This window comes from Brevibacterium aurantiacum (assembly GCF_007558825.1).
In the GTDB taxonomy this organism is placed as follows: Bacteria; Actinomycetota; Actinomycetes; order Actinomycetales; family Brevibacteriaceae; genus Brevibacterium; species Brevibacterium aurantiacum_A.
Window position 1 is genome coordinate 1 of sequence record NZ_VLTK01000005.1, and the last position, 19,534, is coordinate 19,534.

Here is a 19,534-nt window from a genome sequence, read left to right on the forward strand (position 1 = left end):
GCAGAAGAGCCCGGCCGTTGCTTGACAATGAATATAACGGGATGAGGTCGATATGAGGCTCAACAGAGACCGGCTCGTCGATGCTGCGCTTGACCTCGTTGACGTGGAAGGGTCCGAGGCCCTGTCGATGCGCATCCTCGCGGCACGAGTCGACCGCCAGGTGTCTTCCCTGTACAACCACGTGTCCGGGCGCAGTGAGCTCATTGAACTCATGCGGGCTCGAATCGTCGCCGAGATCGACGTGGCTGCGTTTGCCCGAGTCGGCCTAGTCGAACGTTCGGAATGCTGGGACCAGGCGCTCGAATCCTGGGCCCGGTCGTACCTGCGTGCCTTCGCCGCGCATCCGAATCTCATCCGATTGCTTGCGACGACGTCGATCGGCGACCTCTCGACCTACCAGATGTACGACGCTGTGGTCGCGGGTCTGCGCCGAGGCGGATGGTCCAGGTCGCGGACGGTGGCGGTCATGCGCACCGTCGAAGCTCACGTCCTCGGCTCTGCCCTCGATATCATCGCCCCTGCCGACCTCATTTCCCAGGACTCAGCCGACGAACGGTTCTCCGAGATTCGTGCCGCCCTCGATCCACTCTGCGCCGACACCTCGTCGGCGACGGCCGCGTTCGAACTGGGTCTGCGTGCGCTCGTCGATGGACTGCGACTGCAGTTGGAGGCGGGTGCCGCGTGACACGCTTCGCACTCGAGAAGTTCTGGTCGGCCGCACGCTTAAGGAGTGGCGAGAGGACCACGAACAGTTCTGGCGGTGCTACGGGCAGAGCAACCGTGCTTTCTCTTCTGACATGCCGGTGGTGTGCGAGCGATTTGAGTTGGTCTTCGCAGTCTGATGGCCGACGATGCTCACGGGCCGCAGGGCATACGCTCGAGCCGGTCACGGGGAGGGGCGAGTCCAGCCCGACACTGTCCCGATCACCCCGCCTCCACCTCGTCGACGGCCAGCTCGGACGGCTGAGTCCGAAAGCCCCTGGTCGTGATGGCGAGGATCACGGCACCGATGACAAGCCAGAGCGACCCAAGCGTGATGGCGTGGACATCGAGCTGAGTGACGAGGAAGCCGATGACGAGCACTCCCACGATCGGACCGGCCAGATAGAGCAGAACCCCATGATGGCGACCGGCGCGACGTTCCTTGGCCCAGAAGACGATGACCGAGACGTTGACCATGATGAATGCGAGGAAAGCGCCGAAGTTGATGAACGACGTCGAAGTCGCGACGTTCATGACGATCGCGATCAGCCCGATCACGGCAATTGCCAGCAGCGAGAGCACAGGAGTGTGGAAGCGCGGGCTGAGCTTGCCGAAGAAGCGCGACGGCAGGACTCCGTCACGGCCCATCGCATAGAGCAGACGGCTGCCCGCCGCCTGAGCCGCGATGCCCGAGGTGAACTGAGCGATCACGAGAGCGGCAAGGAAGATGGCACCGAAGAGGTGACCGCCGATCCTGCGCGCGATCTCGAATGCCGCGGCGTCGGAGTTCTCGAATACTCCACCGGGGTGGACCAGCTGCACAGCGTAGGCGACGACGACGAAGATGCCGCCGCCGATGATCGCGATGAGCATGATCGCCTTCGGAACGGTGCGCCGGGGGTCGATTGTCTCTTCGGTGAATGTGGTCACTGCATCGAAGCCGAGGAACGAATACGCGGCGATCGCGGCACCTGCGCCGATCGCAACGAGGCTTGAATTGACGCCGGTGAACGGGGTGGCGCTGAAGAGACCGCTCGCGCCATGAGTGCCGAAGACGTCGGCCAGAGACAGGACGACGAAGAAGGCGATGATGAGGATCTGGAATGACATGAGGATGAGATTGACGCGATCGGCGACCTTGATCCCTACGATGTTGAGCGCGGTGGTGAGGATGATGAATCCGATGATCCACACGGCCATCGGCACCCCGGGGAACTGTGCCTGCAGGTAAGAACCGCCGATGAGCCAGATGACCATCGGCAGGAACAGGTAGTCAAGCATGGTCGCCCAGCCGACGAGGAACCCGACTCGCCCATCGATGGTCTTCCGCACGTAGGTGTATGCGGACCCAGCGACCGGAAAGGCAGCAGCCATGCGCCCATAGCTGTTGGCAGTGAAGAGCATCGCGATGAGCGCCAGCAGATAGGCGCTGGCACTTGCGCCCCCGGTTTCGGAGGCTATGACGCCGAAGATCCCCAGGACGATCAGCGGCGTGAGATAGGCGAGGCCGAAGATGACGAGCGAGGGCAGCTTGAGCGTCCGTTTGAGTGTGACAGTGTCTGACATGATTACTCCATTGTTCTCAGTGGTGACATAGGGCCGCCGAGGTGGTGCGACGGTGAGTTGGGATCGCTGCGGTCGGCGTTCGGCTCAGTTGTGCCCGCGATAGCGGGGGGACCATTGCTCGGGGTCGATCCGTCCGCCGTAGAGCGGCAGTGGGATCGGTGCGTCTTCTGGGGTGAACTGCGACCAGATTCGATTGGTCCCAGCAGTGCCCTGAGCTCGCACGCGTTGGATCTGGCCGGAGTCCACCCGAACGACAAGGGTGTCCTCACCGGCACCCGCCTCGGCGAGGACCTGCCCTTCGGGGCCGACGGCAATGCTGTGGCCACGGCCGACTGGTTCGGCGCAGTTGACGCTGAGCATGTAGACCTGATTGACGATCGCATTGGCTCGGGCGAGGACGAGCTCCTGTTCACGATCTTGGCTGGTCGTCTTGACGATGTTGATGATCGCATCTGCACCCATCCACGCGAGGTGCCGGGAGTGTTCGGGGAACCAGGCGTCATAGCAGTTCGACAGACCGAGCACACCGTGGCCGTCGATCGGGGCGACGACGAATTCCGTTCCGGGGAGGTGAGGCTCAAATGGCCGCCACGGGAACATCTTGCGATAGCTGGCGGCCAGCGTCCCGTCGGGGGAGAAGAGGAGCTGGGTGTTGTGCTGCGCGTCCGTGCTGGTCGACTCGCCGATGCTTCCCGGGCACAGCCAGATGCCGAAGGCTGCGGCGACGTCGCCGATCCTCGCCACAAAGGGGTCATCGAGGGGCATTGCCATCAGTGACAGCGCGGCCGGCTGTTCATCATTCGGCAGGTGGTCGACACCCTGGAGGTGGAGCTCGGGATAGACAAGCATGTCGATCTCAGGATGCCGTGCAAGCGTGCGTTCGACGTCTGCGTGCAGCCTGGCCAGCGCATTCGGGCCGTGGAGCGGAGCGCGCTGAGCAAGTCCGACGCTCAGTTCTCTCTGAGGCACCGGCAGCTCCCTTGCTCGAGATAAGTGTTCATTTTGAACACTATAAACTTGTGGGCCGATAGACTCAACACATGGCGGGAAAAAATTCGCGTGCCTCGAACCGGGAGGCCCATGAGGTCGACCAGGCCCTGTTCACGGCTCCGGGATCTGCGGCGGTCACACGGCTCTCAGCCGTCGACACTGTCCGAGCTCGAGTTCTGCTTTCGATCGAGCATGCGCTGCTGGCGCCGGGAAGCAAGCTACCCCGCACAGAGCTCATCGCAGGGGGCCTGGAAGTCAGTCCCATCACCGCACGCCGTGCCTTGGAGAGTCTGGTCGACGATGGAGTCCTGGTGCGCCGTCGAGGGCGCGGGGGCGGCACCTTCGTCGCCGACGATCCGCCGGCGCTCAATGACTCCTCGGTCACGGCCTATCGGGCTGACGAGCAATCGATTCTCCGGCTCATCGATCAGCGCAGCCTGATGGAGAGTGCGATCGTCGCTGCCGCCGCACAGCGAGCGACGGCGGCGCAGTGCGATGAACTCGACGACCTCATTCGGCAGTCGAAGAGCGCCGCCGATTGGCACGAGCACCACATCCCCGACACTCGCTTCCACCGCCTGTGCGCCGAGATCAGCGGCCTTCCGGAAGTGTCGACTTATCTCGCCTGCTATGAGGCGCTGACCAGGTACTTCGTTCCCTATCCGCAGGAACAGCTCAATGAGGGCCGCGACCATCATGCCCGTCTCGTTGCCGCCTTTCGCGCCCACGATCCGATGGCGGCCGTCGATATCGCACGCATTCACGTGGATGCTCTGCGTCGAGAGATGTTCGTCGGCCTCGGCCACTGACCATGAATGTGAGGTACCTGCTGTGAGGGAATCAGAATATTGGACGCACATCCACGCCGAACGCGCTCGCCTCTTGAGTCTCCTTGACGGTCTCGCCGCAGACCAGTGGCAGGCGCAATCGCTGTGTTCCGATTGGAGCGTCGAACAGGTGGTTGCTCATCTCAGTGCCGCCGTGAAGACCGGCAGGTGGGCATGGATTCGCAGCATCGTCGCCGCCGGATTCAATCCGGCCAAGCACAATGCTCGCCTGCTGTCGCGTTACCGGGGCCGCAACTCTGAAGAGACTCTCGCGATCTTCCGCGACTCGACCACGCTCACAGTTGCTCCGACAAGGGACTATCCGGCCTTCCTCGGCGAGGTGATCGTCCACGGCCAGGACATCGCTGAGCCGCGAGGGCTGTCTCTTGTCCCTGATCGGGCGGCGCTTCTGGAGGTCGCTCGCTACTTCGCGCAGAAAGACTTCGCGGTCAACAGCAGAACACTTGTCACTGGTCTGTCGCTCGAGGCCGAGGATGCCGACTTCGAAAGTGGCAGCGGGCCATTAGTCACTGGGAATCTTCTCGAACTGGTGATGACCATGGCGGGACGCCCCACCTTCGCCGTGTCGCTGCGTGGAGAAGGCGCCGAGGAGCTGCGCCATCGCTTGAGTTGAGCGCCCAGGGACGGCGCATGGCTATGAACTCCTTCGGCACCGCCTCCTCGGTGATGCGACCGGTGCGCAGGTTGATCGGAACATTGCCGATGATCGTGACTACGAGCGCGATGCTGAGGCTGATGGCCGCGAAGACAAGTGCGAGGGTGAATGCCGTAGAGGAGCGTGACCAAGAAGGGCCCACTGTCATCCTCGATCGCCTCGGTGACTACACAGAGTCAGCGGAACGTGTGGCGAGAATCGACCTCGAGACCGTCGATGAGGTTCAAATCACACAGCAGGGAGGAAGGTGATCGGGAAAAGTTCAGTTCTTGCGATGACACGATCGCGCTCAGCTGCCTGCTGCTGTCGCCGAGGGTCATTCAGGTAGGAGTCAAGGGCGTCCGGTGAAGCGAAGCGGTAGAACTGCACTTCATCGGGGTGTCCGTCCTTTCCGTCGCTTTTGGCGCGGTCGACGACTTCTCCGCCGTGTTCGGTGAGAAGCGCGAGCACCCCATCTTCATAGGCGCTGAGCGAGGCACCGCACCCCTCGTGAGCCCACAGCAGGCAGCAGAGTAGAATTTCCGTCTCAGCGCTCATGTGTCCGTCGGCTTCGCGTCGTAGGTGAGCCAGTTGGTCTTCGTCGCCACCTTGTCATAGAGGACCTGAGCCTGAGCATTGTCGTCGGCAGTGATCCAGCGGACGACCGAACGACCCTCGTCCGCTGCGATCTCCTGGAGACGGGTGATGAGTGCACGTCCGGATCCTGTTCCGCGGGCCTCGGGATCGGTGAAGAGGTCATCGAGCCAGAGACCGACCGTGCCGGTCGACGGACGCGAGAATCTCCGAAAGTCCGCGATTGCCACGATACGGCCATCCGCCTCGGCGACCAGGCCTTGGCATTCGTGTGCTGTATCCATGAGCCAGCCCCACACCCGAGAGACGATGTCCTCGGATTCCGGCAGGTGATAGAACTCGCGGTAGCCGCGGAAGAGCTCACGCCAGCGAGTCTCATCTGGTGATTCAACAGGGCGAACCGAAGTGGTCGAGGAATCTGCCATGACTGTCCGTACCTTTCCTCTTAGTTCTGCGGGTGATATGGGAGCGCTGCAAGGCGACATGTACTGCAAGAGTATGTGAAAAAGCCTCTGGCCGGGAGGACATTTCCCGAACCAGAGGCCGTTTTCCATTGTGTACGCGAGGGGGGACTTGAACCCCCACGTCCGCAGACACTGGAACCTAAATCCAGCGCGTCTACCAATTCCGCCACTCGCGCGCGACGTCCTCAAGATTAGCAGGACGAGCCCACGTTGTTGAAACGGTCGTGCGCAATGCTGAAACGATCAGGCGGCGTCGATGCCCAAGGCCTTGCGCACACGTGCAACGTGGCCGGTGGCCTTGACGTTGTACTGGGCCAGTTCCACAGCACCCTCGGCATCGATGACGAGCGTCGAGCGGATGACGCCCTGGACGACCTTGCCGTAGTTCTTCTTCTCCCCGAATGCGCCCCATTCTTCCATCATGGACTTGTCAGGGTCGGAGAGTAGGTCGAAGTTCAGCCCCTCCTTCTCCGCGAACTTCTTCAGCTTCTCCGGCTTGTCAGGGGAGATGCCCAACACGACGAGGCCGGCAGCGGACAGCGCCGAGAGCGAATCTCGGAAGTCGCAGGCCTCGGTCGTGCAGCCGGGAGTCATGGCAGCAGGGTAGAAGTAGACGACAACCCGCTGTCCCTTGAATTCGCTGAGGGTCACAGACTTCCCGTCCTGATTGGCCAGGGTGAAATCCGGTGCAGTGTCGCCGACTGACAGACGTGGCATAGTGTCTCCTCTTCTCGTTCGGAACTTCTCCGAAATTCTCAGTTCACAGACCACTCTAGTCCGAGACCAGGACACAGATCAGCCTCACCCGATGCGAGCGATGACCTCACCCGATGCGAGCGATGACCTCACCGACAGCCACCATGTCGCCGACCTTCGCCATCTGCTCCAGGGCACCTGCCGCCGGAGCCTGAACTCGGGTCTCCATCTTCATCGCCGACAGCACAGCGACATCGTCGCCCTCGGCCACCTCGGCGCCGTCGTCGACGAGATAGTCGACGAGGTTGCCGGGCACAGGTGCGCTCACGGCCCCCGTCTCCGCAGCGTCAGTCTCAGATCCGTCCGAACCGATACCACCGGCAGAACCGTTGCCGGCGCCACCGGCGGTGCCCAGTCCAGCCAGCAGCGCAGTCGGCAGTCCGAGCCGGGTGAGTCTGCCGTCGATCTCGATGTCCATGCGCTGCAGCGATGACTCGGGAATCGGTGCCGGCCGGTCCTGGGCCGTCATGCGGGGGAGGAGTTCGGATTCGATCCACTGGGTGTGGATGCCCAGCTCGGCTCCGGTGAACGCCGGATCCGTGAGAATCTCAAGCGAGCAGGGAAGCACCGTGGCAGGCCCTTCCACGTGCAGTTCCTTGGCGGCAGAGACCGTGCGCGCGATCGCAGAATCACGGTCGGGTCCGTGGACGATGAGCTTGGCGAACAGGGAGTCGAAGGCTGGCTGTACGCTGTCACCGGCCCGCACACCAGCGTCCCAGCGCACTCCGGGACCACCCGGGGCGGTCAGGGTATCGATGCGACCCGGTGTGGGCAGGAAGCCGCGGCCCGGGTCCTCGGCGTTGATGCGCAGCTCGATGGCATGCCCGCGGGGTTCGGGAGTCGCAGAAAGGGAAAGCCCATCCCCGAAGGCGATGCGGAACTGTTCGGCGACGAGATCAACCCCGGAGACTGCCTCGGTCACGGGGTGTTCGACCTGCAGGCGGGTGTTGACCTCGAGGAAGGTCATCGTGGAATCGGCGGCGAGCAGGAACTCGACGGTGCCGGCACCCCTGTAGTTCACCTCGGCGCAGATGGCCTCGGCCGAACGGTGCAGGCGCTCGCGCTGATCAGCGCTGAGCCCGGGGGCGGGTGCTTCCTCGATGAGCTTCTGGTTGCGGCGCTGGGCAGAGCAGTCGCGGTCGCCGACGGCTACGACGCGTCCCTGGCCATCCCCGACGATCTGAACCTCGACGTGGCGGGGGCATTCGAGGAACTTCTCAACGAAGCACTCGGAGCGTCCGAAGGCCTCCACGGCCTCACGGGTGGCCGATTCGAAGGCGTCGGCGACCTCGGCGAGTTCGTGGACGATCTTCATTCCGCGCCCACCCCCGCCATGGGCTGCCTTGATGATGATCGGCAGTCCGTGTTCGGCGGCGAAGGCCTCAACCTCGCCGGCGTCCTTAAGCGGCCGGTCGATGCCCGGGGCCAGCGGAGCGCCGACCTGCTGGGCCAGCTGCCGGGCGGTGACCTTGTCACCGAGCGCGGTGATCGTGTCCGCGGTCGGGCCGATCCAGATGAGGCCCGCGTCCTCAACCGCAGCAGCGAATTCGGCGTTCTCGGACAGGAATCCGTACCCGGGATGAACGGCATCGGCCCCTGACTTCTTGGCCGCGGCGATGATCGCGTCGATGTTGAGGTAGGTCTCGGCCGCGCTGGACCCCGGCAGGGAGTAAGCCTCATCGGCCAGCTGGGTGTGCATGGCCTCAAGGTCCTGGTCGGCGTAGACGGCGACCGATGTGTGGCCGAAGTGAGAGCAGGCGCGGATGACGCGGACGGCGATTTCGCCGCGGTTGGCAATGAGGATCGTCGGCATGATTCAGTGTCCGTTCTCCGGTGAATGATCGGTGTGGTCTGTGGTGATGGCATCGGCAGTCGCCGGGTAGGCGTCGGTGACGAAGCGGATCTTGACCCCGGGAGACAGCTGCGCAGCCAGGTCAGTGTCATCGACGCTGGCGATGATCGGATAGCCGCCGGTCAGCGGGTGGTCGGGGCCGAAGAGCACAGGCTGTCCGTTTGGCGGGACCTGCAGTGCCCCGGTGACGGCACCCTCGCTGGGCAGCTCACCGGTGCGGGAGCGTTCGAGCGGGACAACGCCTGAGAGTCTGAGCCCGACGCGATCGGATTCGTGGGTGACCGTCCATTCCTGGCCCAGCAGAGTCTCGACTCCCGCCGAGGTGAACCAATCATCGCGCGGTCCCAAGGTCACCGACATCTCGATGGTCTCTCCCGGTGCGGGCAGATGCCGCTCGTGGCCCGAGCCACGGACCGGATCGACGAGGTGAGGTGCCGAGTCCGGTCGACCGAGGGCAACGGTGGAGTCCGGCTCCAGGTGTGCCGGACCGAGATGGGCCAGGGTATCGGCCGAGGCGCTGCCCAGTGCGGTCTCCGTCTCGATCCCGCCCCGGAAGGCGATATAGGCCCGGGTCCCGCGCTCGGTCGTGCCGAGTTCGAGTTCGTCCCCGTTGACCAGTGAGAAGGCCTCGCCGAGGTGGTGCTGGAACACGGCACCGTCGGCAGATGTCACGGTGATCGCGGCATACGCCCCGGTCACAGCGGCCACACCGGCACCGGTGATGGCCAGCTTCGCCCCGCCGCCGAAGCTCTCCAGCCCGGCTGTGGTTTCGGAGTTGCCGACTAGGCGGTTGGCGGCTTGCAGCGCCGAACGGTCGGCGGCTCCGGCGCTTGAGACGCCCATGGCGGCGAATCCGGGCCGTCCGAGGTCCTGGATGAGCAGCTGAAGTCCGGGACGAATGACTGTGAAGGCATGCGCCGATGCGACTCTGTCCGACTGTGACGATGAATCCGGCTGCGGCGATGACTTCGGCTGCGCAGGCGCACCCTTCAGCGACGACGAGGATTCCGCGCTTGCCTCAGAGACCGTGACTGATTCCCGCTTCGCCTCCCGGAAGGTCACGATGGTCCCGGGGACGAACAGGGCCGGCGGTTCGCGATCGAGGTCCCAGAGTCTGGCGTCGGTGCGCCCGATGAGCTGCCAGCCGCCGGGGGAGGCACGAGGGTAGACGCCGGTGAATTCCCCGGCCAGGGCCACAGCTCCGACGGGCACACGGGTGCGCGGTGAGGACCGGCGGGGAACGGTGAAGATCGGATCGTCACCGGCCAGGTAGCCGAATCCGGGGGCGAAACCGGAGAAAGCGACCTGCCAGGTTGCGCGCTGATGCCGGGTGATGACCTCGGCGGTCGACAGCGACAGAAGATCGGCCACCTCGGTGAGATCCTCACCGTCGTAGTGGACGTCGATCGTGACCTCACGGGGCTCGGCGGAATCCGTCCCTGTGTGCTCGAGACTGCGGATCCGGTCGGCAAGCACCGGGGCCGAGGTGCGGGCCGGGTTGAAGCGGATGAGTACGGTTCGCGCGGCGGGGACCAGTTCGTCCACGCCGTCGAGCTCGGCTGCCTCCAGCGCTTGATGCAGGTGCATCGTCGAGGCCAGGTTCGGGCATTCGACGAGGAGATGGCGGCGAGAGGCGGTGTGGAAGTCGAGGTTGTCGATCATTGGCGGTAGTTGCCTTCCGGCGCATCGGTGATGAACATCCGGCCCGGGGAGTGCGTGATCGCGAACGGTGGGGCCGAAGCCTGGATGGCAAGCTGGGGTGTGACTCCGCAGGCCCAGAAAACAGGGATGTCGCCGTCCCGGATCGCCGGGGCATCGCCGAAGTCGGGGGAGTGGAGGTCTGTGATGCCGATCTGTTCGGGTTCTCCGATGTGGACGGGGCCGCCGTGGACGGAGGGGAAGCGGTCGGTGATGCGCACCGCCTCGGCGACCTGACGGGCAGGGATGGGGCGCATGGACACGACCATGTTGCCGTGGATCCGACTGGCGGGATGACATGCGATCGAGGTGGAGTACATGGGGACGTTGCGGGCGGCATCGTGGTGTCGGATCGGGATGCCCGCGTCCAGCAGCCCGGTCTCGAAGGTGAAGCTGCACCCGATGAGGAAGGACACGAGGTCGGGATGCTGGGACCAGGCAGCACTGGCGTCGTCGACCTCGCCGACGAGCGACCCGTTCTCCCAGAGTCTGTAGCCGGGAATGTCTGTGCGCAGATCACTGCCCGGGGCCAGGGCTGATTCGACCTGCCCAGGCTCGAGGACATCGATGACCGGGCACGGTTTCGGATTGCGCTGGGCGAAGAGCAGCATGTCGAAGGCCCAATCGGCCGGAACCGCGATGAGGTTGGCCTGAACCAGACCAGGAGCCAGACCCGAAGTCGGTTCGGTGGACCCGGCCCGGATGCGCTCGCGAGCCTGCGCTCCAGCCGATTTCTGCGATCGAGCCGATCTGTGTGCTCCGCCGGTATGTGGTGCGCTGCTCATCGACCGGCACCGGCGAACGCAGCGATCGTCACACCCGAGGATTCGAGGAGCTCTCGTGCGGCGCGGGCCATGTCGATCGAACCCTGGCTGTCGCCGTGGAAGCAGATCGACTGGGCGTCGACATCGACGAGGCTACCGTCGATGGCTTCGACCTGTCCGGTCTGGACGAGCCTGAGCACGCGTGCGGCCACGGCTTGCGGGTCATGCAGCACTGCATTGGGTTCGGTGCGCGAAACCAGGGAGCCATCGGGGTTGTAGGAGCGATCGGCGAAGGCCTCGGCCGCCACATTCAGCCCAGCCTCGGCGGCTACGCGATTGGCCACGCTGCCGGCCAGACCCAGGAACACGAGGCGCTCATCGACGGCCTTGACCGCATCGACGACGACCTTGGCCTGCGCCTCGTCGCGGACGATGGCGTTGTAGAGGCCGCCATGGGGTTTGACGTAGGCGACCGAGCCGCCGACGGCTGCGGTCAGGCCCAGGAGGGCACCGATCTGGTACTCGACCTGCGCCTGCAGGGTCGCTGCCGGAACGTCGAGGGGACGACGACCGAATCCCTCGTAATCGTCATAGCCGGGATGGGCGCCGATGACGACCCCGCCCCTCGTCGCCGCTGCCAGGGTCGCCCGGATGCCCTCGGGGCTGCCGGCGTGGAACCCGCAAGAGACGTTGGCGCTGGAGACCAGGTCCAGCATCGCGGTATCGTCGCTGACGACGCGGTCGGGAACGTTCTCCCCGAGGTCCGAATTGAGGTCGATGCTCACCGTGCTGGTGGCGTTCTTATCTGTGGCGGTCATTGTCACCCTCCGATTCCGATCATTGCGAAGATGGGGCCGACTGATCCGACGGCCGTGTACCACATCACCAGTGTTGCCGCGGTGCCGATGATCAGCAACCACCTGGGGTACTTGTCGACTCGCAGCAGGCGTGGCCTGAACCAGCCGATGTACATGAAGATCGTCAGGCCGATCGGCAGGATGAGTCCGTTGAATCCGCCGACGAAGACGAGCAGGGTCGCCGGTGCTGTACCGACGATGAGGTAGATGATGAGGGAGACGGTGATGAACGCGACCGTGGCCAGCTGCAGCGGCCATCCCTTGCCGAGGCGTTTGGAGAACGCGGACAGGAAGGTCGCTGAGGTGTAGGCCGCGCCGATCACCGAGCTCAGTGCCGCTGCCCAGAAGATGGCGCCGAAGATGCGCATTCCGGCATCGCCGAGGACTGCGGCGAAGGCCTGACCGGCAGGGTTGGCGACCTGACCGCTGAGGTCGAGGGCGACTCCCGAGGCGACGACGCCGAGGATGGCCAGAAACAGGATGTAGCGCATGACACCTGTGACGAGGATGCCTGTCAGCGCCGAGCGCATCACGGAGGGAGCATGCTCCGGTCCGGTCTTGCCCGAGTCGAGATAGCGGTGGGCTCCCGAGTAGGTGATGTAACCGCCGACAGTTCCTCCCACGATGGTCGTGATGGTGGCGAAGTTGATCGTGTCGGGCAGGACGCTCTGCTTGATCGCTTCACCGACCGGTGGGTTGGAGGCGATCGCGACGATGACGGTGAGGATGATCATTCCGATTCCGAGGACCATGACGACGGTGTCGACGACCTTGCCTGCGCGTTTGAATAGGAAGATGCCGATGGCCAGCACGCCGGTGAGCAGGCCGCCGAGCTTCGGGTCGATGCCGAGGAGGGCGTTGAGTCCGAGACCGCCGCCGGCGATGTTGCCGATGTTGAAGGCCAGACCGCCGATGACGATGAGGATCGACAGGAGGATGCCCGTGCCCGGGATGGCGCTGGAGGCGAGTTGAGCCGCACGTTTGCCCGAGGACGTGATCATGCGCCAGACATTGAGCTGGATGGCTATGTCGATGAGGATCGAGATGAAGATGGCGAAGGCGAAGGCCGCGCCCATCTGGGCGGTGAAGGTCGCCGTCTGCGTGATGAATCCCGGGCCGATCGCCGAGGTGGCCATGAGGAAGATCGCGCCGAGGATCGCGCTGCGGCTGACCTTGACCGAGGATTTCGCTGTCCGGTCCTCAGGCGCATGGTTATGCGGCGTCTGTTCTTGTGGCTGTGACATGGGGTCTCCAAGTTGCCTGGAATGTGGTCCGCTTCCCGATGGGACAGAGAGCCAGCCACGGTGGTGGTCCGCATCACTATCGAAGAAGCGTTAGACAATCTAGCATGGATTGTTCAACAAGAATAGATCTGAGTCACATTTCAGTTCTGGAATTGTCCTCATGATTCTGGGCTATTTGTTGCCCCGATCACTAGGATGGAACTGTGAATCACGAATCGTCCCTGGTCAATCAGCTCACCGACCGACTCATCGCCGGCGAGCTTCGCCCCGGTGCCCGTTTGTCCGAAGCTGCCTTGGCAAAGGAGTTCGATGTCTCCCGGAACACGCTGCGCGAAGCCTTCCGTGTATTGGGGGAGCAGGGGCTGGTCAATCACATCCCCCATCGTGGGGTCTCGGTGGCCTCGCCGAACACTTCGGACGTCATTGATATCTACCGGGTGCGGCGGCACATCGAGTGCTCTGTGCTCGAGAACGCTCCGAAGAACCACCCGGGCGCCGAGGAGATGCGCCGGGCCGTCGAGGCTGCGCACACGGCCGCGGCCGCCGATGATTGGCTGCGGGTGGGGACGCTGAATATGTCCTTCCACAATGCCGTGGTCTCACTGTCGGACAGCTCGCGCCTGATGCGCTCATTCGGGAATGTGCTGGCCGAGCTGCGCCTGGCCTTCCTCAAAGTCGAGGTCCTCGACTTCCTTCATGCGCCGTTCGTCGAACGCAACCAAGAGGTCCTTGATGCCTACCTCAATGAGAGCCCGAGGGGGGCGGCCGCGAAACTCGGTGCCTACCTCGGTGACTCCGAACGTCAGGTCCTCGGCGCATATGCGCGCGCCGGCCAGGACTGAGCACGCTGATCTCAGCACAGGGCCCGTTGAGCCCGACTGCTAGACTGAGAACGACGTGTTTGTGCAGATTGCATACGCCCATGTCGGCCCTGAGCCTGCATGTCTAACGGCAGATCAGACAGTGGTCGATCTGCGAGGAGTGCGCAATGAAGTATGCACCATATCTCTGTCCCGACTGCTACGGCCGTCTCATCGACACAGCCGCTGCTGCGGAGCCCGGTGACGGAGCCAACTTGAACCCCATGCTTGAGTGTGCAGACGGCTGCGGCGTCTCGGAGAATGCGCTCAAGCCGTATAGAACCCGAATGAATGGCAGGGCCCGAACAGCAGGCAGGTCACCGGTCCGACCTACAGCTAAGGCGCCGGCTCGACGCCAGCGCTAGCGGCCACCCTCGGGCAGCTGCTTGCCATAGGAGACAAACAGGAAACCGCCGTTCGGATGATCCGAACGGCGGTTTCCCTACTGTGGTGCACCCCCCGGGACTTGAACCCGGAACCCACTGATTAAGAGTCAGTTGCTCTACCAATTGAGCTAGAGGTGCGAGCTGCGCTTGCCGCGCAACGAGAATTAATATTACTCAGGTTGCCAGGGTTCTTGCAAACTGAGAACCACTCATTTGAGGTTTTGTGAGGTAGCTCGCATACCTGCAGGTCAGAGGTACATCCCGGATCTCGATTGTTCCGGTGGCTCCGAGATCGCGTGGACGTCGCGCTCACGCAGGAGCACATACGCGCTCCCCTCGAGCTCCACCTCGGCGAGTTCCTCAGGGTCATAGAGGACGGTATCGCCGAGGTTGGCCTGCCTCACGTGGGGACCGGCCGCGACGACCTTGCCCCACACGAGACGCTTCCCCATGCTTGCGGTTGCCGGGATCACGATTCCGGCCGAGGATTTGCGCTCGCCGGCCTCCTCGCCCGGATCCAGCAGCATCCGGTCATGCAGCATCCGGATCGGCAGAGAGGCTTCAGCCACGCTTGCTGCGGCCGGAGAGGCCAACGATCAGTGCGGCCACGCCGAGGACGGCGCCGACGCCGAGGGCAACAGCTTCGGGCTTGACCGAGCCGCTCTCTTCATCGACGACGCCGGACTTCGCCTTATTGGCGGCGCGAGTCGCAAGGACCTTGGGGTGGACACGGCCCACAAGTTCATCGATGTTGTCCGCGATGCGCTCTTCGCGCAGGCGAATCGATTCCGCCAGCTGGCTGGGTGACGCTGAGTCGACGGTCACATCTGAGGTGTAGACATTGTCAGTCATCGGGGCAGGTCCTCCGGGTCGAGAATACAAACATGCACGTGACGGGGTGTCACGGTGCCTCATGTCAAGCTTAACCGCTTGATTCTCTCGGTGTCAGATATTGACTGCGGAGAGCTGAAAAGTCACGACATCGACGTCCGCGTCCTCAGGCATGGTCGGGTAGTGATCGCGCAGATTTGCCACATATCCTTCGATGCTCGACCCAGCTTGCAACTGCAGAATCTGCGTTGTCAGCTCGCTCAATCGATGGGTATTCACCGAGGTGATGTCAACGGGCACAGGCGCGTGCTCGGTGTGTTCGAAATAGGCCAAGGCAGGGCCTGGCGAGTGGGATTCCTTCCATCGCACGGTCAGGTTCTTCCTCCCCGAGGTGGCCGCCTCGTAATAGCGAGGGTGGAACCTCAGGAGGCGCTGGGGTGCCGAATCCGGCTGACGGTAGTAGTGGGGGAGGAGCACGGAGATCGGAGCAATCGTGGCAGACCCGGCAGGCCCGGCAGACCCCGATCTGGGGACTGCGACGAGTGCGTCGGGGTGCAGGTCGAGAATGACCTGACGGCAGCGTCCGCAGGGGGATAGGAGGCCCCGGCCGCCATCTCCGGCGGCTGCGATCGTCACCAGCGGACCTGCTCCGGCGGCCGCCGCATTGCCGATGGCGACGAGCTCAGCGCAGGGCCCACCGGTGAAGTGGTGGACATTGACGCCGGTGTGGATGCGACCATGAGTGTCCATGACGGCGGCTGCCACCGTGTGATTCTCATCGGCACCGAGTGTGGCTGCCAGAGATTCGGCGACGGCGATCACCTGGAGTTCTGAGTCGTAGAGGTTCATGCTGTGATCTTAGAACAGCATGAACCACTGAGGTGGGCTCAGTTCTGAATCGGCTCAGTTCTGTTTCTTGCGTCGGCCGACGATCCAGATGATGAATCCGACGGCGGCCATACCTGAGGCTGCGAGGATGAAGATCGGCCACGAACTTGCAATCGTCGACGCAATCGACTCACCGAACGAGGTCGATGGTGGTTTGTCGCTGCGAGGCTTTGGAGTTTCGCCTCCGGTGATGAGGTCCTTGTCATCATCCGGTACGGGAGTGTCGGGGTTCTGTGGGACGGGATCCGAGTAGTCCGGAGGCGGGGAGTCGCCGTTTCCAGGCATCCAATCGTCGCCGACGTCTCCGGGAATCTCATCGCGTGTGTCCGATGAGCCGTTGCCGGTCGCAGGGTCTGGGGTGGAGTCATCGCCGACTGGCCCGCCATCGCTATCGCTGGAGGTTCCGTCCTTGTCTGCGGAGCCTTTGTCGTCCTTGCCGCCATTCTGGTCCGAGCTGCCTTGGCTATCGGAGCTGCCGGAATCGGAGCCGTCGGATATCGATGAGGAGTTCGAATCAGAATCCTGGTTGGACGAATCGGCGTCCGACGAGGTGTCGGATCCCTCGGAATCAGCGTTTGCGGACTCTGAGGAATCGGAGTCAGAAGAGGTGTCCGAGGACGACTCGTTCTCCGAATCCGATGAGGTGTTGGAGTCCGAGTTGTCGCCGGCGGAGGAGTCGACGTCTGTGCCGTCGGTGCCCGACTCCGAATCGGTGGAGGCACTCAGGTCTGCGTCGTTGGATGAGTCCTTCGCGCCACTGTCGGTGCTGTCAGCATCGTTGGAGCTGTTTGAACTCGCTTCGCTTTCAGCCTCGTCGCTTGGCGGCGGGTAAGGCTCACCATCTTCGACGGTGATGGTTTCTCCGTCTGAGACGAATGTCCATTCGGGGTTCGGCGGATCGTCGAACTCCGTGAATACCATCCGTTCGCCTGTTTCGGCGTCGAGAACGTAGCCGTCCTCATCGAACGAATACTTCGCCGGTGCATTCTCCGTTGCCTCGGGCACGGAGTTTCCACTGTCGTCGGTGGCGCTGTCGGGCTCGCTCCCATCTGCCGCAGAATCGGAGTCATTGGCAGAGTTCGAAGAGTTCTGGGTTGGCCAGCGTTTGGCTTCGTCTTCTTCTGCCGGGCCGGCGAATTCCTTACCCTCCCAGCTTCTGGGCATGCCGGAGACCTGCATAGTCTGCGCGGACTGGTTCCATGTCGAGCCAATCGGGTCTTCGACCTCACACGGGGCGCTGGCGTCGCCACCATCACTGGGTGTGTCGCAGGCGGGGTCGTCTTCGGGGGCCTCGGTGTCGTTGTCCGCTTCGGCCTCGGATCCTGCCCCTTCGTCTCCAGCGGTGTCGTCGGCCTCGGAGCTTCCAGAATCGGAATCGGCCGTGACGGAATCGATCGCCTCGCCTGGATCCGAAGCTATAGCTCCTTCAGGGGATCCGTCAGGATCGGAAGTTGTGTTCCCAGAGCTCGATGAGCTGGTCTGGCCGGAGTCCGTGAAACTCGCATTTGCAGGAGCGATGGTGCCTGTGATCGGCAGGAGTATCAGGGCAAGAGCAGTGCCGAGGGCGGCCGCCGCGCGGCTGAGCTCGTGTGTAGCTGGCACTGTGTTCCTTCGCGGTGGGGGCTCCGGCATCAAACATACAAGGGGACATGACAGACAGGCACGTCGCTGTCCATCCTAATGGCTACGTCCAGGGTGAGAAAGTCAGAGTCTATTTCTCGCTCGTTTCGGACGGCTTATCAAAAGCGCGAATCGTCGAATCGGCGCCGTCGACGATGGCAGTTCCGCCGTCGTTGGTCAGTGCCAGCAGGTTGGTGTCTGTGCGGTAGGCGTGCTTGCCCGCCAGCAGGCAGGAATCGTCGTTGTCGACGGTGCAGGGGACGATCGTGCCCCGTGGTTCAGATAGGTGGATGTCCTTGCTGGAGGTGTCCATGAGCAGCAGCCCGGATTCCAGATCGAAGAGGTACGGGCCGATGTATGCCCGCTTTCCACCCTGCCCGCGTACCCATGACATCTCACCGACGATGTCGGTAGTGGTGGTCACAGTCGACAGGATGGACCCGTCCTCCAGGGAGTGGACGACGAGTTGGATGCGGTGGCCGGAGTTCGTCGAAGCCCCCTGCTCACCCCACAGGGTGACCGCTTTGCCGTGGCCCGCAGAGACCCATTTGATGATCTGGAGCCCATCGGCGGGAGCTTCGAACTTGATGGAACGTTCGTCACCGGACTTGATGTCCTTCGCCTTGACGGGACCGTTCCAGTCGGAGCTGAAGAGCTCGTCGTTCTCTATCGCCATGGGCGTCGACCCTGATGCGGGAGTCGGGACGTTCTCGAGCCCATCAGCGCCGAACGTCGACAGTCGGTTGCCGGACTTGACGAGGACGCTTTTGCCGGCCGATGTGATGCGAGCATTCTCCGGCAGCTGGTAGGTCTTGGGCTTGTCCTCACCGTCGATGAGCGCCTCGGCAGTATTGCCGGCCTGCCACAGCAGGGCGGGCTTGCCGTCGATCATCGTGTCGACGGCGAACGTCGGGGCTTCGCTGGTCTTTCCCGAGTAGCGGGTCTTTCCTGTGCTGGAGTCGAGCACCTCGAGGTTGCCCTCGTCAACGACGAGCACACCACGATCCGAGGCTGTCACCGAGGCGTCCTGAGGGATCTTCGTCTCCCACTTCGGTGAGTTGTCGAACCCGGGGACGACGTCTTCGGTCTTGTCGACCGAGAGTTCGGAAGCCGGATTGATCTGCTTTTCGGATTCGATCGTCTGCGGCGAGTCCTGGGAACTGGTCGGGACGATGTTCGGGATGACGAAAGCCCCGATCATCAGGATCACGATGCCGATGAGCACGAGGCCGGGCACGGTGATCTTCTTCAGACGTTGGGGTCGGCTCTGCGAAGACCTTCTGTGCTGTGGTGCATGCTTGCGCACCCGGGTGCGCTTGACCGTCGGAGCACTGGGGGCAGCCGGTCCAGAGAATGGGGTGCCCAGGGGGTAGTCGTCCCCGCTTCCCGCCTCGGTGTCGGTGTTCGGCTGTTGCTGATGTGCTGTCTGTTCCTCAGCAGAGGTGGTGTCCATCGCGGAGGTGGTCGCGGCCTCATCTGCCGATGTGTCCCCGTTTGCGACCGCAGATGCCGCCGAGGAAGAAGACTCCTGAGGGGGCTCGGTGGGAGGTGCCGGGGATGCTGAAGCGGCGGGGGCGATCTTGCCGGTCTCGTCGAGGAGGACGTCGACTTCCTGCTTGCCATCGTCGATGGTCACAGGCACTTGGGTCGCTGTCTCCCTGGCATAGTCGCCAAGGTAGGTCATGGCCTGTCCGGTGTCGGAGTAGCGACTCGTCGCCCCGTTGAGGGTGAGATAGGTGAACCCGTCCTGAGAGACGGAGATCAGCGCACGAGCCATGTACAGGGTTCCTTGAATAAGATTGAGGGTGGGACCGTGACAATACTATTGAATACGATCGGGTGCTCCTACCGTTTTTCCGAAACCGTTATACATCGCTACTGAATCGTTGCACGTCAGGAGATCTGTGTCTCATTGTGCACCATATCGGCTGTGAGTTTGCCCGGGTGCCTGAGTGAGGTTAGGATATATCTTGCTGTCTG

The 19,534-nt window shown here is 63.3% G+C and carries 20 protein-coding genes and 2 tRNA genes; 5 read left to right on the forward strand and 17 right to left on the reverse strand.

The window, feature by feature from the left end; genetic code table 11:
* The first annotated feature begins 52 nt into the window (after positions 1 to 52).
* Positions 53 to 685, forward strand: coding sequence for a TetR/AcrR family transcriptional regulator C-terminal domain-containing protein (locus tag FO013_RS09760; protein ID WP_143922371.1), 633 nt, complete (start codon positions 53 to 55; stop codon positions 683 to 685).
* A gap of 239 nt (positions 686 to 924) precedes the next feature.
* On the opposite strand, the gene FO013_RS09770 is transcribed toward FO013_RS09760, so the two are convergent.
* Together FO013_RS09770 and FO013_RS09775 are read right to left on the reverse strand one after the other, a co-directional pair.
* Positions 925 to 2,268 (reverse strand): APC family permease, encoded by a 1,344-nt coding sequence (locus tag FO013_RS09770; protein WP_143922373.1) that lies wholly within the window; start codon positions 2,266 to 2,268, stop codon positions 925 to 927.
* Positions 2,269 to 2,352: 84 nt separating this feature from the next.
* A complete protein-coding gene (locus FO013_RS09775; protein WP_143922374.1) occupies positions 2,353 to 3,237 on the reverse strand; it encodes a carbon-nitrogen hydrolase family protein in 885 nt (294 codons plus the stop codon).
* A gap of 71 nt (positions 3,238 to 3,308) precedes the next feature.
* On the opposite strand from FO013_RS09775, the gene FO013_RS09780 reads away from it, so the two are divergent.
* From FO013_RS09780 to FO013_RS22340, 3 genes are read left to right on the forward strand one after another with little or no spacing between them, the layout of a single operon-like run.
* Entirely contained in the window at positions 3,309 to 4,067 is a 759-nt protein-coding gene (locus tag FO013_RS09780) for a FadR/GntR family transcriptional regulator (protein WP_143922375.1), read from the forward strand.
* 22 nt (positions 4,068 to 4,089) lie between these two features.
* Entirely contained in the window at positions 4,090 to 4,719 is a 630-nt protein-coding gene (locus FO013_RS09785; RefSeq protein WP_143922376.1) for a maleylpyruvate isomerase family mycothiol-dependent enzyme, read from the forward strand.
* Between the two features lie 17 nt (positions 4,720 to 4,736).
* Positions 4,737 to 5,012 carry a hypothetical protein gene (locus FO013_RS22340; RefSeq protein WP_186293041.1) on the forward strand — a complete coding sequence of 92 codons (276 nt, stop codon included), beginning with the start codon at positions 4,737 to 4,739 and terminating at the stop codon, positions 5,010 to 5,012.
* Here the strand turns inward: FO013_RS22340 and FO013_RS09795 are convergent.
* The 9 genes from FO013_RS09795 to FO013_RS09835 all read right to left on the reverse strand — a co-directional run bounded on the left by FO013_RS09795 (position 4,990) and on the right by FO013_RS09835 (position 12,969).
* The gene (locus FO013_RS09795) at positions 4,990 to 5,298 is read right to left on the reverse strand and encodes a hypothetical protein (RefSeq protein WP_143922377.1); all 309 of its coding nucleotides are present in this window, start codon (positions 5,296 to 5,298) and stop codon (positions 4,990 to 4,992) included. The two genes, FO013_RS22340 and FO013_RS09795, sit on opposite strands and share 23 nt — an antisense overlap.
* Positions 5,295 to 5,759, reverse strand: coding sequence for a GNAT family N-acetyltransferase (locus tag FO013_RS09800; protein ID WP_143922378.1), 465 nt, complete (start codon positions 5,757 to 5,759; stop codon positions 5,295 to 5,297). Before FO013_RS09800 ends, FO013_RS09795 begins: the two co-directional genes overlap by 4 nt.
* Before the next feature lie 133 nt (positions 5,760 to 5,892).
* A tRNA-Leu gene (locus FO013_RS09805) sits at positions 5,893 to 5,974 on the reverse strand.
* A 67-nt stretch (positions 5,975 to 6,041) separates the two neighbouring features.
* Entirely contained in the window at positions 6,042 to 6,515 is a 474-nt protein-coding gene (gene bcp / locus FO013_RS09810) for a thioredoxin-dependent thiol peroxidase (protein WP_143922379.1), read from the reverse strand.
* Positions 6,516 to 6,621: 106 nt separating this feature from the next.
* A complete protein-coding gene (locus FO013_RS09815; protein WP_143922380.1) occupies positions 6,622 to 8,367 on the reverse strand; it encodes an acetyl/propionyl/methylcrotonyl-CoA carboxylase subunit alpha in 1,746 nt (581 codons plus the stop codon).
* Between the two features lie 3 nt (positions 8,368 to 8,370).
* Positions 8,371 to 10,068, reverse strand: a complete 1,698-nt coding sequence (locus FO013_RS09820) for a 5-oxoprolinase subunit B/C family protein (RefSeq protein WP_143922381.1) — start codon at positions 10,066 to 10,068, stop codon at positions 8,371 to 8,373.
* Positions 10,065 to 10,889, reverse strand: coding sequence for a putative hydro-lyase (locus tag FO013_RS09825; RefSeq protein ID WP_143922382.1), 825 nt, complete (start codon positions 10,887 to 10,889; stop codon positions 10,065 to 10,067). Before FO013_RS09825 ends, FO013_RS09820 begins: the two co-directional genes overlap by 4 nt.
* Positions 10,886 to 11,686, reverse strand: a complete 801-nt coding sequence (locus FO013_RS09830; RefSeq protein WP_143922383.1) for a LamB/YcsF family protein — start codon at positions 11,684 to 11,686, stop codon at positions 10,886 to 10,888. Before FO013_RS09830 ends, FO013_RS09825 begins: the two co-directional genes overlap by 4 nt.
* 2 nt (positions 11,687 to 11,688) lie before the next feature.
* A complete protein-coding gene (locus tag FO013_RS09835) occupies positions 11,689 to 12,969 on the reverse strand; it encodes an NRAMP family divalent metal transporter (RefSeq protein ID WP_143922384.1) in 1,281 nt (426 codons plus the stop codon).
* 203 nt (positions 12,970 to 13,172) lie between these two features.
* Between FO013_RS09835 and FO013_RS09840 the strand changes: the two genes are divergently transcribed.
* A complete protein-coding gene (locus tag FO013_RS09840; RefSeq protein WP_143922385.1) occupies positions 13,173 to 13,811 on the forward strand; it encodes a GntR family transcriptional regulator in 639 nt (212 codons plus the stop codon).
* Between the two features lie 466 nt (positions 13,812 to 14,277).
* Here the strand turns inward: FO013_RS09840 and FO013_RS09845 are convergent.
* The 6 genes from FO013_RS09845 to FO013_RS09870 all read right to left on the reverse strand — a co-directional run bounded on the left by FO013_RS09845 (position 14,278) and on the right by FO013_RS09870 (position 19,331).
* Positions 14,278 to 14,353 (reverse strand) — tRNA-Lys (locus FO013_RS09845).
* 110 nt (positions 14,354 to 14,463) lie between these two features.
* On the reverse strand, positions 14,464 to 14,784 hold the full coding sequence (locus FO013_RS09850; protein ID WP_143922386.1) for a GroES family chaperonin: 321 nt from the start codon (positions 14,782 to 14,784) through the stop codon (positions 14,464 to 14,466).
* Entirely contained in the window at positions 14,777 to 15,067 is a 291-nt protein-coding gene (locus FO013_RS09855; RefSeq protein ID WP_143922387.1) for a DUF3618 domain-containing protein, read from the reverse strand. Before FO013_RS09855 ends, FO013_RS09850 begins: the two co-directional genes overlap by 8 nt.
* 93 nt (positions 15,068 to 15,160) lie before the next feature.
* Positions 15,161 to 15,895, reverse strand: coding sequence for an ASCH domain-containing protein (locus FO013_RS09860; protein ID WP_143922388.1), 735 nt, complete (start codon positions 15,893 to 15,895; stop codon positions 15,161 to 15,163).
* Between the two features lie 54 nt (positions 15,896 to 15,949).
* Positions 15,950 to 17,536, reverse strand: coding sequence for a hypothetical protein (locus FO013_RS09865; protein ID WP_143922389.1), 1,587 nt, complete (start codon positions 17,534 to 17,536; stop codon positions 15,950 to 15,952).
* 109 nt (positions 17,537 to 17,645) lie between these two features.
* Positions 17,646 to 19,331, reverse strand: coding sequence for a hypothetical protein (locus FO013_RS09870; RefSeq protein ID WP_143922390.1), 1,686 nt, complete (start codon positions 19,329 to 19,331; stop codon positions 17,646 to 17,648).
* Between the last annotated feature and the right edge of the window lie 203 nt (positions 19,332 to 19,534).

Coding starts and splice junctions, on each gene's coding strand:
- FO013_RS09830 (WP_143922383.1), bottom strand. CDS start 11,686: ATGACCGCCACAGATAAGAACGCCACCAGCACGGTGAGCATCGACCTC.
- bcp (WP_143922379.1), bottom strand. CDS start 6,515: ATGCCACGTCTGTCAGTCGGCGACACTGCACCGGATTTCACCCTGGCC.
- FO013_RS09835 (WP_143922384.1), bottom strand. CDS start 12,969: ATGTCACAGCCACAAGAACAGACGCCGCATAACCATGCGCCTGAGGAC.
- FO013_RS09800 (WP_143922378.1), bottom strand. CDS start 5,759: ATGGCAGATTCCTCGACCACTTCGGTTCGCCCTGTTGAATCACCAGAT.
- FO013_RS09860 (WP_143922388.1), bottom strand. CDS start 15,895: ATGAACCTCTACGACTCAGAACTCCAGGTGATCGCCGTCGCCGAATCT.
- FO013_RS09795 (WP_143922377.1), bottom strand. CDS start 5,298: ATGAGCGCTGAGACGGAAATTCTACTCTGCTGCCTGCTGTGGGCTCAC.
- FO013_RS09820 (WP_143922381.1), bottom strand. CDS start 10,068: ATGATCGACAACCTCGACTTCCACACCGCCTCTCGCCGCCATCTCCTC.
- FO013_RS22340 (WP_186293041.1), top strand. CDS start 4,737: ATGGCTATGAACTCCTTCGGCACCGCCTCCTCGGTGATGCGACCGGTG.
- FO013_RS09770 (WP_143922373.1), bottom strand. CDS start 2,268: ATGTCAGACACTGTCACACTCAAACGGACGCTCAAGCTGCCCTCGCTC.
- FO013_RS09855 (WP_143922387.1), bottom strand. CDS start 15,067: ATGACTGACAATGTCTACACCTCAGATGTGACCGTCGACTCAGCGTCA.
- FO013_RS09815 (WP_143922380.1), bottom strand. CDS start 8,367: ATGCCGACGATCCTCATTGCCAACCGCGGCGAAATCGCCGTCCGCGTC.
- FO013_RS09825 (WP_143922382.1), bottom strand. CDS start 10,889: ATGAGCAGCGCACCACATACCGGCGGAGCACACAGATCGGCTCGATCG.
- FO013_RS09780 (WP_143922375.1), top strand. CDS start 3,309: ATGGCGGGAAAAAATTCGCGTGCCTCGAACCGGGAGGCCCATGAGGTC.
- FO013_RS09870 (WP_143922390.1), bottom strand. CDS start 19,331: ATGGCTCGTGCGCTGATCTCCGTCTCTCAGGACGGGTTCACCTATCTC.
- FO013_RS09760 (WP_143922371.1), top strand. CDS start 53: ATGAGGCTCAACAGAGACCGGCTCGTCGATGCTGCGCTTGACCTCGTT.